12 protein-coding genes are annotated in these 12,493 nt (G+C 70.7%); 2 read left to right on the top strand and 10 right to left on the bottom strand.

Annotated elements, in window-relative coordinates; translation table 11 throughout:
• Window positions 1-2 precede the first annotated feature (2 nt).
• The 3 genes from hisB to hisD are packed head-to-tail and all read right to left on the bottom strand — an operon-like array spanning window position 3 to window position 3,048.
• A complete protein-coding gene (gene hisB / locus F0U47_RS02070) occupies window positions 3-617 on the bottom strand; it encodes an imidazoleglycerol-phosphate dehydratase HisB (RefSeq protein WP_149748639.1) in 615 nt (204 codons plus the stop codon).
• A gap of 8 nt (window positions 618-625) precedes the next feature.
• On the bottom strand, window positions 626-1,741 hold the full coding sequence (locus F0U47_RS02065; RefSeq protein WP_149748638.1) for a histidinol-phosphate transaminase: 1,116 nt from the start codon (window positions 1,739-1,741) through the stop codon (window positions 626-628).
• Window positions 1,738-3,048: a histidinol dehydrogenase gene (hisD, locus tag F0U47_RS02060; RefSeq protein WP_149748637.1), complete on the bottom strand. Its 1,311-nt coding sequence runs from the start codon at window positions 3,046-3,048 to the stop codon at window positions 1,738-1,740. Before hisD ends, F0U47_RS02065 begins: the two co-directional genes overlap by 4 nt.
• Before the next feature lie 77 nt (window positions 3,049-3,125).
• Here hisD and F0U47_RS02055 point away from each other — a divergent pair, with 77 nt between their 5' ends.
• Window positions 3,126-3,791 carry an LON peptidase substrate-binding domain-containing protein gene (locus F0U47_RS02055; protein WP_149748636.1) on the top strand — a complete coding sequence of 222 codons (666 nt, stop codon included), beginning with the start codon at window positions 3,126-3,128 and terminating at the stop codon, window positions 3,789-3,791.
• 4 nt (window positions 3,792-3,795) lie between these two features.
• Window positions 3,796-4,287 (top strand): Cys-tRNA(Pro) deacylase, encoded by a 492-nt coding sequence (gene ybaK / locus F0U47_RS02050; RefSeq protein ID WP_149748635.1) that lies wholly within the window; start codon window positions 3,796-3,798, stop codon window positions 4,285-4,287.
• Here ybaK and F0U47_RS02045 read toward each other — a convergent pair.
• The 7 genes from F0U47_RS02045 to F0U47_RS02015 all read right to left on the bottom strand — a co-directional run bounded on the left by F0U47_RS02045 (window position 4,250) and on the right by F0U47_RS02015 (window position 12,395).
• Window positions 4,250-4,903: a hypothetical protein gene (locus F0U47_RS02045; RefSeq protein WP_149748634.1), complete on the bottom strand. Its 654-nt coding sequence runs from the start codon at window positions 4,901-4,903 to the stop codon at window positions 4,250-4,252. The genes ybaK and F0U47_RS02045 overlap by 38 nt on opposite strands.
• A gap of 4 nt (window positions 4,904-4,907) precedes the next feature.
• On the bottom strand, window positions 4,908-8,480 hold the full coding sequence (gene dnaE / locus F0U47_RS02040; RefSeq protein ID WP_149748633.1) for a DNA polymerase III subunit alpha: 3,573 nt from the start codon (window positions 8,478-8,480) through the stop codon (window positions 4,908-4,910).
• 96 nt (window positions 8,481-8,576) lie between these two features.
• A complete protein-coding gene (locus tag F0U47_RS02035; RefSeq protein WP_246159378.1) occupies window positions 8,577-9,062 on the bottom strand; it encodes a GNAT family N-acetyltransferase in 486 nt (161 codons plus the stop codon).
• 4 nt (window positions 9,063-9,066) lie between these two features.
• Entirely contained in the window at window positions 9,067-9,969 is a 903-nt protein-coding gene (locus F0U47_RS02030; RefSeq protein ID WP_149748632.1) for an SGNH/GDSL hydrolase family protein, read from the bottom strand.
• Window positions 9,970-10,033: 64 nt separating this feature from the next.
• On the bottom strand, window positions 10,034-10,969 hold the full coding sequence (locus F0U47_RS02025; RefSeq protein WP_149748631.1) for an RluA family pseudouridine synthase: 936 nt from the start codon (window positions 10,967-10,969) through the stop codon (window positions 10,034-10,036).
• Window positions 10,966-11,541: a signal peptidase II gene (lspA, locus tag F0U47_RS02020; RefSeq protein WP_149748630.1), complete on the bottom strand. Its 576-nt coding sequence runs from the start codon at window positions 11,539-11,541 to the stop codon at window positions 10,966-10,968. Before lspA ends, F0U47_RS02025 begins: the two co-directional genes overlap by 4 nt.
• Window positions 11,514-12,395: a TraR/DksA family transcriptional regulator gene (locus F0U47_RS02015; RefSeq protein WP_149748629.1), complete on the bottom strand. Its 882-nt coding sequence runs from the start codon at window positions 12,393-12,395 to the stop codon at window positions 11,514-11,516. Before F0U47_RS02015 ends, lspA begins: the two co-directional genes overlap by 28 nt.
• Window positions 12,396-12,493 lie beyond the last annotated feature (98 nt).

Here is a 12,493-nt window from a genome sequence, read left to right as displayed (position 1 = left end):
CTCTACAGAGCACCCTTCGTGGAGGGGATCCCCGTCTCGCGCGGGTCGAGGGCGACCGCGTCGCGGAACGCCCGGGCGAACGCCTTGAACTGCGTCTCCACGATGTGGTGCGGCTCGCGGCCGGCGAGCACCCGGACGTGGAGCGCGAGGTGGGCGTGGAAGGCGATCGTCTCGAAGACGTGGCGGGTCAGCGAGCCGAGGTAGGGGACGTTGTCACCGCCCCCGCCGAGCGCGACGTACTGCTGTCCCTCCGGCTCGCCGGTGTGCACGCAGTAGGGACGCCCGGACACGTCGACGACCGCCTGGACGAGCGCCTCGTCGAGCGGCACGGTCGCGTCGCCGAAGCGACGGATGCCGACCTTGTCGCCGAGAGCCTCGCGCAGCGCCTGCCCCAGGACGATCGCGGTGTCCTCGACCGTGTGGTGGGCGTCGATGTGGGTGTCGCCCTCGGTCCGCACCGTGAGGTCGAGCAGCGCGTGCCGCGCGAACGAGATGAGCATGTGGTCGTAGAACCCGACCCCGGTGGAGACGTCGTGGCGACCGGCGCCGTCGAGGTCGACCTCGACGAGCACCTTGGACTCGCTCGTCTGCCGCTCGATGCGGGCAGTTCTGCTCATTCGGATCCTCAGAGCTCCTTCATCACTGCGACGAGGGCGTCCTCGAACGCCGCCATCTCCGTCGGGGTCCCGATGGACACCCGCAACCATCCGTCGGGACCGGTCTCCCGGATCAGCACACCCCGGTCGAGCAGTCCCTGCCAGACAGCATGACGATCCCCGAAGGTGCCGAACAAGCAGAAATTGGCGTCGCTCTCCGCGACCTCGAGTCCCTGGTCCCGCAGCCAGGCCACCGTCTTGTCGCGCTGTGCGCGCAGCTGGTCGACGTTGCCGAGCAGCTCCGGGGCGTGCCGCAGCGCCGCCAGCGCGGTCGCCTGGGTCACCGCGGACAGGTGGTAGGGCAGCCGTACCACCCGGATCGCGTCGCAGATCGCCGGGTCGGCAGCGAGGTAGCCCAGTCGCAGCCCGGCGGCCGCGAAGGCCTTGCTCATCGTCCGGGTGACCACCAGGTTGCGGTGCGCGGGCAGGAGCTCGAGGGCGCTGGGTACGCCGGACCGGCGGAACTCGCCGTACGCCTCGTCGACGACGACGATGCCTCCGCCGGAGCCGGCGGAGCCGCCCACCGCCTCGCAGAGGACCGTGACCGCCTCGGGCGGCAGCGCGGTGCCGGTCGGGTTGTTGGGGCTCGGCAGCAGCACGACGTCCGGCCGGACCTCCTCGACCATCGCGCGCGCCCGGTCCAGGTCGAGCGAGAAGTCGTCCTCACGGCGGCCGGCGACCCACGTGGTCATGGTGTCGCGGGCGTACTCCGGATACATCGAGTACGTCGGCGCGAAGCTCAGCGCCGTGCGTCCCGGCCCGCCGAACGCCTGCAGCAGCTGCAGCATGACCTCGTTGGAGCCGTTCGCCGCCCACACCCGGTCGGGCGTGATCTCGCCCGGCACGTCCCGCGAGAGGTACGACGCCAGCGCGGTCCGCAGCGCTACGAACTCGCGGTCGGGGTAGCGGTTGAGCGTGCGTGCCGCCTCGGCCGCGGAGGCCGCGATGTCGGCGACGCACTCGTCCGACGGCCCGTAGGGGTTCTCGTTGACGTTGAGCTGGACGGGCGCCACGTCGGCAGGCAGCTGCGGCGCCCCGTACGGCTCGATCCCGGCGAGCTCGGGGCGGATCGGCGGAAAGCTCACTCGAACCTCACCGCGACCGATGCGCCGTGACCGGGGAGGTCCTCGGCCTCGGCGAGGGTGATCACGTGGTCCTTGACCGCGGCCAGGCCCTCACGCGTGTAGTCGACGACGTGGATCGACTTGATGAACGCGCGGACCGACAGGCCGGACGAGTGGCATGCGCAACCGCCGGTCGGCAGCACGTGGTTGGAGCCCGCGCAGTAGTCGCCGAGGGCGGTCGGTGCGTGCGGGCCGATGAAGATCGCACCGGCGTTGCGGACCCGCGCCGCCCATGCCGCGGCGTCGGCGGTGTGGATCTCGAGGTGCTCCGACGCGTAGGCGTCGACGACGGCCAGTCCCTGCTCGAGGTCGCGGACCAGGACGACCGCGGACTGCGAGCCGCCGAGCGAGGTGCGGACCCGCTCGCTGTGCTTGGTCGCCGCGACCTGGGTCTCGAGCTCGGCGTCGACGGCGTCGGCGAGCTCCTCGCTCGTCGTCACCAGGACGGCGGCCGCCAACGGGTCGTGCTCCGCCTCGGCGACCAGGTCGGCCGCGACGTAGACCGGGTCGGCGGTCTCGTCGGCGAGGATCGCGACCTCGGTCGGACCTGCCTCGGAGTCGATGCCGACCAGGCCCTTGAGGATCCGCTTCGCGGTGACGACGTAGATGTTGCCCGGGCCGGTGACCAGGTCCACCTTGGGACAGGGGCCCACGCCGTACGCGAACATCGCGATCGCCTGGGCACCGCCGACGGCGTAGACCTCGTCGACGCCGAGCAGCGCGCAGGCAGCGAGGATCGTCGGGTGCGGCAGGCCGCCGTACTCCCGCTGGGGCGGGCTCGAGAGAGCGATCGACTCGACCCCGGCGACCTGCGCGGGGACGACGTTCATGACCACGGTGGAGACCAGCGGCGCCAGGCCACCGGGGACGTAGAGACCGACCCGGCCGACCGGCACCTTGCGGTGGGTCACGGTCGCACCGGGACCGAGCTCGGTGACGGCGTCGGCCTCGAGCTCGTTGATGCTCGCCGCGCGGAGCCGCGCGATCGACTCCTCGAGGCCCGCCAGGACGGCCGGGTCGAGCTGCTCGAGGGCGGCAGTCATCGTCGCGACCGGCACCCGGATGTCGTCGACCCGGACCCCGTCGAAACGCTCGCCCAGGTCGCGGATGGCGTCCAGCCCGCCGGTGCGGACCTCCTCGCAGATCGCATGCACTGCAGGCACCGCGGCTTCGACGTCGAAGTCGGCGCGGGGCACGGCTGCGCGGTAGTCGGCCCCCGAGGATGCAGGGTCGGCCGCGCGCAGGTCGATGCGACGGATGAGGGACATGGGCCGATTCTATTCGTCGTGACCTCCCGGCTCCGTGTCGTGACGACGGCTGGACACGTCCTCGCTAGGTTGGGAGCGTGACCGACCGGCTGCCGATGTTCCCGCTGAGCACCGTCGTGTTCCCGGGGGTCACCGTGCCGCTGCGCGTGTTCGAGGACCGGTACCGGGCGCTGATGCACCACCTGCTGCGGATCGAGGACCCGGCGGAGCGGGTGTTCGGGTCGGTGGCGATCCGGGAGGGCTACGAGGTCGGGGACCACGGCGCCCAGTCGTTGTTCCGGGTGGGGGTCCGGCTGCAGCTGACCGAGGTCGATGCGCACGAGGACGGGACGTTCGACATCGTCGCCGTCGGCCGCGACCGGATCCGGCTCGACCGCCTCGAGCGCGGCGACCTGTTCCCCGTCGGCGAGGTCGACGACCTCCCCGAGCCGACGGTCTCCGTGCCGGCGGAGCTGGTCCACCGGGCGCGCGCCACGTTCACGGCGTACCGCCAGGCACTCAGCGAGATCTCCGCCGATCCCTACCGTGGCTCGCTGCCGACGGACCCGGCCTACCTGTCGTGGGTGCTCGCCGCCTGCGCGCCGCTGCCGATGGCCGAGCGGCAGCAGCTGCTGGAGGCGTCCGACGCCGAGGAGCGGCTGGTGCTCGTGACCGAGCTCCTGCGCACCGAGCTCCAGGCGATGAACGTGATCACGTCGCTGCCGGCGACGGAGGTCGCCCGCACCCGGTGGTCCCCCAACTGACCCGATGGCCCGGAAGCAACGTCCTGGCGGCACGCCGGCCACCACTGCGCTGACCGCCGCGTCGGTCCCCTTCACGGTGCACGACTACCCCCACGACCCGCGGTCGCAGTCGTACGGCGAGGAGGCAGCCGCCGCACTCGGCGTCTCCCCCGCCCGCGTCTTCAAGACCCTGCTCGCCGACGTCGACGGCACCCTGACGGTCGCGGTCGTGCCGGTGGCCAGACAGCTCGACCTCAAAACGCTGGCGCGCGCGGTGGACGGCCGGAAGGCGGCGATGGCCGAGCCGCGTGCCGCCGAGCGGGCGACGGGCTACGTCGTCGGCGGCATCTCACCGCTCGGCCAGAAGCGGGCGCACCCGACCGTCGTGGACGAGACGGCGCTCGAGCACCCGACGGTCTTCGTGTCTGCCGGCCGACGTGGCCTCGAGGTCGAGCTCGCGCCGGGCGACCTGGTCCGCCTCACGGCTGCGGTGACTGCTCCGATCGGGCGGTCTTGACCGGCTCCAGCCAGTTGCCGGCCTGCTGCTGATCGACCTGCTGGCGCCGCACCTCGCCCGCACCGGAGAGGAGCACGACCGCACTGCAGAACCCGATGAGCGCACCGGCCGGCCACAGGAGGTACGGCGTCCACCCGGTCACCTCGATCGCGGCGGGGTACTCCTCGCCGACGTGGTCGGCGGTCGCGTAGCCCTGCGGGTCCGGCGGGCTGAGCGTGGTGCCGACGAGGAAGGCGACGTACGCCGCGAGCGCACTGCCGACCACCAGCGCGGCCAGCGCTGCGAAGGCCTGTCGTCGCCCGACGACGACCGCGCCGAAGCCGAGCAGGACGCCGCCGGCGAGCCCGATCAGGGCGTACTCGGCGGTGCCGGCGAAGACCTGGTGCTGTCCGGGGTCCCAGGGGTCGGGGTACCACTTGATCCCGCTGTCCGTCTCGAAGATCTTCCCCGGGGCAGGTGGGCCCCACCAGAGGTACCAGAGCCAGCCCCCGAGGGCGCCGACCGCTGCCGAGGCGACGACCACCGCTCCGCCGACGACCGCGACGTCGCGCCAAGCCACCCGTCGGCGTTCGTCGGCCGGCGCAGGAGGCGGTGGCACGGTCTGTTGCTCGGTCACCCCGTCATCCTGCCAGGCACCCGGGACCCAGCAGCTGTTTGAGGTCCGCGAAGAGCGCCGGGCTTGGTGAGACCCGCAACCGGTCGTCGAGCCGCATGACCTTGGTGGCGTCACGGGTCAGCAGCCGGAGCCGCACCTCGGTCAGGCCGGGATGGGTGCCGAGCACCTCCTTCAGCTGCGCGATGACGGGACCCGTGCAACGGGTCGACGGCAGGCTGATCACGACCGGGCCGTCGGTGCGCGACTCGAGGTCGGGGACGCTGATCTCCTGACCGTGCAGCTCCGGCTGCTCCTTGCTCCGCGAGAGCCGGCCCTTGACCGTGATGATCGCGTCGGGCACCAGGTGGGGGCTGGCGAGCTGGTAGGCGCTCGGGAAGAGCAGCACCTCGATCGCACCCTCGAGGTCCTCGAGGGTGATCATGGCCCACGGGTCGCCCTTCTTGGTGATCTTGCGCTGGACGGCCGTGACCAGCCCGCTCACGGTCACCGTGGCGCCGTCAGGTCGAGCGGTGCCATCGGGGTCGGTCATCAGCTCGCCGATGGTGCAGTCGGCACTGCCGGCGAGGACGTGCTCGAGGCCGAGCAGCGGGTGGTCGGAGACGTAGAGGCCGAGCATGTCGCGCTCGTGACCGAGCAGCGTCGTCTTGTCCCACTCCTCGACCTCGGGGATGGTCACGGTGACCCCGAAGTCGCCGCCCTCGAGGTCGTCGAGCCCGGCGAAGAGCGAGTCCTGGCCGATCGCCTCGTTGCGCTTGATGTCGACGTACTGGTCGACGGCCGTCTCGTGGATCGCGACCAGCGCACGGCGCTTGTGCTTGAGGTCGTCGAACGCGCCCGCCTTGATGAGGGACTCGATGACCCGCTTGTTGCAGACCAGCGCCGGCACCTTGTCGAGAAAGTCGTTGAACGACTCGTAGCGGCCCTTGCTCTCCCGCGCGGCGACGATCTGCTCGACGACGTTGGCGCCGACGTTGCGGATGGCGGTCATGCCGAACCGGATATCCGTGCCGACCGGAGTGAAGTTCTTCGCGGACTCGTTGACGTCCGGCGGCAGCACTTGGATCTTGAGGCGGCGGCACTCCCCCAGGTAGACCGCCATCTTGTCCTTGTCGTCCTTCACCGAGGTGAGGAGCGCGGCCATGTACTCGGCGGTGTAATTGGCCTTGAGGTAGGCGGTCCAGTAGGACACCACGCCGTAGGCCGCGGAGTGCGCCTTGTTGAAGGCGTAGTCGGAGAACGGGAGCAGGATGTTCCACAGGGCGGTGATCGCAGCCTGGGAGTAGCCCCGCTCGAGCATGCCGCTCTGGAATCCGGCGTACTGCTTGTCCAGCTCCTCCTTCTTCTTCTTGCCCATCGCCCGGCGGAGGTTGTCCGCCTGTCCCAGCGAGAAGCCCGCCAGGACCTGGGCGATCTCCATCACCTGCTCCTGGTAGACGATGAGGCCGTAGGTCTCTCCCAGGACCGGCTCCAGCGCGGTCGCCAGCTCGGGATGGATCGGGTCGATCGGCTCCCGGCCGTTCTTGCGGCGGGCGTACTTGTTGTGGGAGTCGGCGCCCATCGGGCCCGGCCGGTAGAGCGCGCCGACCGCGGAGATGTCGGCGAACTTGTCGGGCCGCATGCTGCGCAGCAGCGCGCGCATCGGGCCGCCGTCGAGCTGGAAGACGCCGAGCGTGTCGCCCGCTGACAGGAGCTCGTAGGTCGCCGGGTCGTCGAACGGGAGCTCCTCGAGCACGACCTCCTCGCCCCGGTTGGCGCGGATGTTGTCGATCGCGTCGTCGAGAACGGTCAGGTTGCGCAGGCCCAGGAAGTCCATCTTGACCAGCCCGAGCGCCTCGCACATCGGGTAGTCGAACTGGGTGATGATCGCGCCGTCCTGCGGACGGGCCATGATCGGCACGATGTCGATCAGCGGCTCGCTCGACATGATCACGCCGGCCGCGTGCACGCCCCAGTTGCGGATCTGGCCCTCCAGACCGACCGCCGTCTGGTAGATCGTGCGGACGTCGGTGTCCTGCTCGTAGAGCGAGCGGAACTCCGCCCCGTCGCCGTAGCGCTTGTGGTCCGGGTTGAAGATCTCCTTGAGCGGAACGCCCTTGCCCATGATGTCGGGCGGGAGCGCCTTCGTGATCCGGTCGCTGACCGCGAAGCCGTAGTCGAGCACCCGGGCGGCGTCCTTGATGGCGGCCTTGGCCTTGAGCCGGCCGAAGGTGGCGATCTGCGCGACCCGCTCGCTGCCGTACTTCTCGCTGACGTACTGGATGACCTCGCCGCGCCGACGCTCGTCGAAGTCGATGTCGAAGTCGGGCATCGAAGGGCGCTCGGGGTTGAGGAAGCGCTCGAAGATCAGGCCGTGCTCGAGCGGGCAGAGGTCGGTGATCCGGAGTGCGTACGCCGCGATCGAGCCCGCGCCGGACCCACGACCGGGTCCGACCCGGATCCCGTTGTCCTTGGCCCAGTTGATGAAGTCGGCGACCACGAGGTAGTAGCCGCAGTAGCCCTTGGACGCGATGACGCCGAGCTCCATGTCGACGCGCTGCTTGACCTCGGGCGTCAGCTGGTCCCCGGGGTAGCGCGACTCGATCCCGCGCCAGACCTCCTTGACGAACCAGGACTCCTCGGTCTCGCCGGCCGGCACGTCGGCACGGGCCATGTAGCCGCCGGTCGACTCGGTGAACTCGACCTCGCACCGCTCCGCGATCGCCAGCGTGTTGTCGCAGGCCTCGGGCATCCCGAACCGGTCGGCCCACAGCTCACGCATCTCGGCTGCGGACTTGATGTAGTAGCCCCCGCCGTCGAACTTGAGCCGGTTGGTGTCGGACAGCCGCTTGCCGGACGCGACGCAGATGAGGGCGTCGTGGGCGTCGGCGTCGTCGGGGTTGTTGTAGTGGGAGTCGTTGGTGGCGACCGGCGGGATGCCGAGCTCCTTGCCGAGGCGCAGGAGGTCGTCGCGGACCCGCTTCTCGATGTCGATACCGTGGTCCATCAGCTCCAGGAAGAAGTTCTCCTTGCCGAAGATCTCCTGGAACTCCGCGGCGGAGCGGCGGGCCTCGTCGTACTGCCCCAGGCGGAGCCGGGTCTGGATCTCGCCCGACGGGCACCCGGTCGTCGCGATCAGACCCTGGGCGTACTGGTTGAGCAGCTCGCGGTCGGCCCGCGGCTTGTAGAAGAACCCCTCGAGGCTCGAGCGCGACGAGAGCCGGAACAGGTTGTGCATGCCCTCGGTGGTCGCGGCCCACATCGTCATGTGGGTGTAGGCACCGCCACCGGCAACGTCGTCGCCGCCCTCCTCCGCCCCGTTGAAACCGCCGCCCTTGCTCCACTTGACCCTGCGCCGCTCGGAGCGGTCGGTCTGCGGCGTGAGGTAGGCCTCGATGCCGATGATCGGCCGGATGCCGTGCTTCTTCGCCTTGGAGTAGAAGTCGTAGGCACCGTGGAGGTTGCCGTGGTCCGTCATCGCGATCGACGACATGCCGAGGTCGCTCACCCGGGCGAAGAGGCCGTCGAGCAACGACGCACCGTCCAGCATGGAGTACTCCGTGTGGACGTGCAGATGGACGAAGTCCCCGGCAGCTGCCATCGGTGCTGAAGGCTCCTCGAAAGGGTCGTGGACGGCGGTCCTGGACAGAGATGCGGTCGGGGAAGGGCATCAGCCTACGCGACCTCGGGACCGAAACTAGGGCAACCCACCGACACCGGATCGGCCCGGCCACTCCATCCGGATGTCAGGCGCCTTCTCCTCGTTGCCGCTGCCGTCGGTGAGCTCCCGCTCGACCAGTCCGTGTGCGGCGTAGAACGCCCGCGCGGGCGTGTTGGACTCGAACACCCACAGCGAGAAGCCGTCCGGCCGCAGTGACTTGGCCAGGTCGAGGAGCGCCGAGCCGATGCCCTCCCCCTGCGCCTCGGGCAGCACGTAGAGGTCGTCGAGCCAGTCGCCCTTCAGCTCGACGAAGGCCACGATCCCCCGGGCGTCCTCGGCGACCCACGTCTCCCGCTCGCCCGACACGAGGTCGAGGGCTCCGTAGAACGCGTGCACCTCGCCCGGCGGGTGGATCGACGGAGGCATCGCCGGGAAGGACGCGGCGCGCGCGGCGAGGAAGACCTCGGCGATCGCCGAGAGGTCCTCCTCGGTCGCGTGCCTCAGCACCACTTCGGATGTCACCGGCTCAGCGGCGGACGGCGCGCAGAACGATCCGTGCCTGGGCATCGGCTCCGCGCTGGTTGGGGTGGAACCTCTGTCCGACGCCGCCGGACGACAACGGCACGAGCCCGTCCACGAACCGCACGGTGGGCGCTTGGCACATGTCGCGCCCGAGCGAGAGCCTGTAGGTGTCGACCAGCTCGACCCCCTTGCGACGTGCGGCCCTGGCCAGCATGCCGTTCAGCTGGAGGAACCGTGCTTGGAACCACCGCATGTCGGAGCGCGAGATCCCGGAGCAGCTGCTGCCGTCGGCTGGCAGGCCGTTGAGGTAGTTGACCACGAGGACACGGGCCCGGGGCGCGCGCGCCCGGATGCCGTCGATCGCGGCAGCCAGCCTGGGGAGGGTTGCCGCGATGGCCTCGCTCATCTCGTCCACGCCGGCCCGGACGTAGTTCGACCGGCAGCTCCCCAGGGCGAAGCGGGTCATGCACCTCCCGATCGCTGCGAAGAGCCTGGAGTTGTTGACACCAATGCCCAGGGTGACCAGGTCGGTGGTCCGCCGCAGCCGGTCGAGCTGAGGCGGGTTCCGCTCGCCGTCCACCCACTGCGGCCGGCGCAGGTGGCGGGTCGACGCGCCCACGCAGCTCGCGTCCCGGAACCTGGTGACGCCGAGGGCGTCGGCCACCTGGCGGGGGTAATTGGCGCCGGACTGCTGGCAGCCGCGCGGTGTGCGGCCCGTCGTGCTCGGCGGCGTCGAGGTCTGGATGCCGGCCGTCCACGAGTCGCCGAGTGCGACGTACTCCCGGTAGCGCTGGCCGGTCTCGGCCGGAGCACCCGCGCCGGCGACCGACGAGCCGTCAGCAGGTCCCGGTGGTAGCGACCAGGAGCTGACCACGAGTGCGAGCGCGAAGCCCGCCAGCCGTCTCATCCGGGCACCTCCTCGTCCCCGGCGGCCATTCTCCAGCCCAGGAGCGGCGGGGTCCAGAGCGCTGTCAGTCGCTGTCGCGGATGACGTCGAGCGCGTGCTGGAGGTCGTCGGGGTACGTCGACTCGTACTGGACGTAGTCGCCGGTCTCCGGGTGCTCGAACCCGAGGCGCACGGCGTGCAGCCACTGCCGGTTGAGGCCGAGCCGGCGTGCGAGCACCGGGTCGGCGCCGTACGTCAGGTCGCCGCAGCAGGGGTGGCGCAGCGCCGCCATGTGGACCCGGATCTGGTGCGTCCGCCCGGTCTCGAGGTGCACCTCGAGCAGGCTGGCGAAACGGTGCGCCTCCAGCGTCTCGTAGTGCGTGACGCTGGCCCGGCCGCCGTCCATGACCGCGAACTTGTAGTCGGCCCCGGGGTGCCGCCCGATCGGGGCGTCGACCGTGCCGGAGAGCGGGTCGGGGTGGCCCTGGACCAGCGCGTGGTACGTCTTGTCGACCGTGCGCCGGCGGAAGGCGTTCTTGAGGATCGAGTAGGCGTGCTCGGACTTCGCGATCACCATCACGCCCGAGGTGCCGACGTCGAGCCGCTGCACGATGCCCTCGCGCTCCTTGGCGCCGGACGTCGAGATCCGGAAGCCGGCACCGGCGAGGTGGCCGACGACCGTCGGACCGCGCCATCCCGGTGACGGATGGACGGCGACGCCGACCGGCTTGTCGATCACGACGATCGCAGGGTCGTCGTGGATGATCTTGATGCCCTCGACGATCTCCGGAACCACCTCGAGCGGGTCCGCCTCCACCGGGATCTCGACGTCGAGCACGGCGCCCGGGAGGACCCGCTCGCTCTTGCTGACGTCGGCGCCGTCCAGGCGCACCCGGCCGTCGGCGATGAGCTCCGCGGCGCGGGAGCGGGAGACCCCGAACAGCTGCGCCATCGCGACGTCGACGCGCTCGCCCTCGAGGCCGTCCGGAACCCGCAGGCTCCGGTGGTCGACAGTGTTCATGCGGCGTCCTCGTCGTCCCGGTGGCGGGTCCCGTCCATCCGGACGCCGCGGAAGACCTGCAGCAGGATGAGGCCGGCGCCGACGTTGATGGCGATGTCGGCGACGTTGAAGATCGGCCAGTTCGGCAGCTGGAGGAAGTCGACGACGTGGCCGCGGAACGGCGTGGGCTCGCGGAGCATCCGGTCGGTGAGGTTGCCGGTGATGCCGGCGAGGAGGCAACCGAGCCCCGCCGCCCACACCCGGTCCACGAGGTTGCGGCTCGCCCACAGCACGACCGCCGTCGCGCAGATCGCGAGGCAGGTGAGGACGATGGTGAACTGCGTGCCGAGGGAGAACGCCGCACCGGGGTTGCGGGTCAGGTGCAGCTGGAGCAGGTCGCCGACGACCTGGACGTCCTCGCCCCGGGAGAGGTGCTCGACCGCGGCGCGCTTCGAGAGCTGGTCGGCGGCGTACAGGACGGCCGCCACGACCGCGAACAGCACCCAGGCCGCACGGCTTGCGAGGAAGCTCCCCCGCCGGTCGGCAGATCCGCTGTCGCTGCTGTCTACCGACGTTCCTCGCGCTGCTTGCATGTCATGCACAGTGTGGCACGCGGAAAGGCCATCAACCGCATCTTCCCGATCGCGTTGCCACAGGACTCGCACACCCCGTAGGAGCCGTCGGCGATGCGGGCGATCGCCCGGTCGATCTGGGCCAGCTTCTCCCGCTCGTGGTTGAGCACGGTGAGCTCGTGGTCGCGCTCGAAGCTCGTCGCCCCGATGTCCGCCTGGTCCTGGCCGGCGCCGTCACCGGCGTCGCGCAGCAGCCCGGAGAGGTCCTCCTCCTGCGCCGCCACGATCTCGGCACTGTGGGCGCGCTGCTCGTGGAGCTCCGCGAGGACGTCGGACAGCTCGGCCTTCGACCACGCCTCCTCGCCCTCGAGCACGACCAGCGACGCAGGTGCAGCCTTCTTGGCCGGTGCGGTCTTCTTGGCCGGTGCGCTCTTCTTGGCGGGAGCGGCCTTCTTGGCGGGAGCGGTCTTCGTGGCCGGTGCGGTCTTCTTGGCCGGTGCGGTCTTCTTGGCCGGAGCGCTCTTCTTCGCCGGAGCGCTCTTCTTGGCCGGAGCGGCCTTCTTGGCCGGTGCGCTCTTCTTGGCAGCTGCGGTCTTCTTCGCCGGAGCGCTCTTCTTCGCCGGGGAGGTCTTCTTCGCCGGAGCGCTCTTCTTCGCCGGGGCGGCCTTCTTCGCCGGAGCGCTCTTCTTCGCCGGGGCGGCCTTCTTCGTCGAAGCGTTCTTCTCGGTCGACGCGTTCTTCTTCGCCGGTGCGGCCTTCTTCGCCGCGGCCTTCTCGGCGGCGGCCGCGGAGGCCGCCGTACGGCGCCGACCGATGATCTTGCCGGCGGCGGACGCGGTGCGCCCGGCCAACGACTTCTTCGTGGTAGCGGCCATGCTGCGGGGCCTCCTCCGGAGGGATTCACCCGCAGCGGGGGCTGCAGGCTGCACGGAGGTTAGCCGCTGTGGTCTCGCTCACCAAGAAGCCACTCCGC

It is taken from the genome of Nocardioides antri (genome assembly GCF_008373765.1).
Taxonomy (GTDB): domain Bacteria; phylum Actinomycetota; class Actinomycetes; order Propionibacteriales; family Nocardioidaceae; genus Nocardioides; species Nocardioides antri.
Note: the sequence above shows the minus strand (reverse complement) of the source record. Positions and strands in the feature narration are given on the sequence as shown.

Coding starts and splice junctions, on each gene's coding strand:
- dnaE (WP_149748633.1), bottom strand. CDS start 8,480: ATGGCAGCTGCCGGGGACTTCGTCCATCTGCACGTCCACACGGAGTAC.
- hisD (WP_149748637.1), bottom strand. CDS start 3,048: ATGTCCCTCATCCGTCGCATCGACCTGCGCGCGGCCGACCCTGCATCC.
- F0U47_RS02015 (WP_149748629.1), bottom strand. CDS start 12,395: ATGGCCGCTACCACGAAGAAGTCGTTGGCCGGGCGCACCGCGTCCGCC.
- F0U47_RS02025 (WP_149748631.1), bottom strand. CDS start 10,969: ATGAACACTGTCGACCACCGGAGCCTGCGGGTTCCGGACGGCCTCGAG.
- hisB (WP_149748639.1), bottom strand. CDS start 617: ATGAGCAGAACTGCCCGCATCGAGCGGCAGACGAGCGAGTCCAAGGTG.
- ybaK (WP_149748635.1), top strand. CDS start 3,796: ATGGCCCGGAAGCAACGTCCTGGCGGCACGCCGGCCACCACTGCGCTG.
- lspA (WP_149748630.1), bottom strand. CDS start 11,541: ATGCAAGCAGCGCGAGGAACGTCGGTAGACAGCAGCGACAGCGGATCT.
- F0U47_RS02030 (WP_149748632.1), bottom strand. CDS start 9,969: ATGAGACGGCTGGCGGGCTTCGCGCTCGCACTCGTGGTCAGCTCCTGG.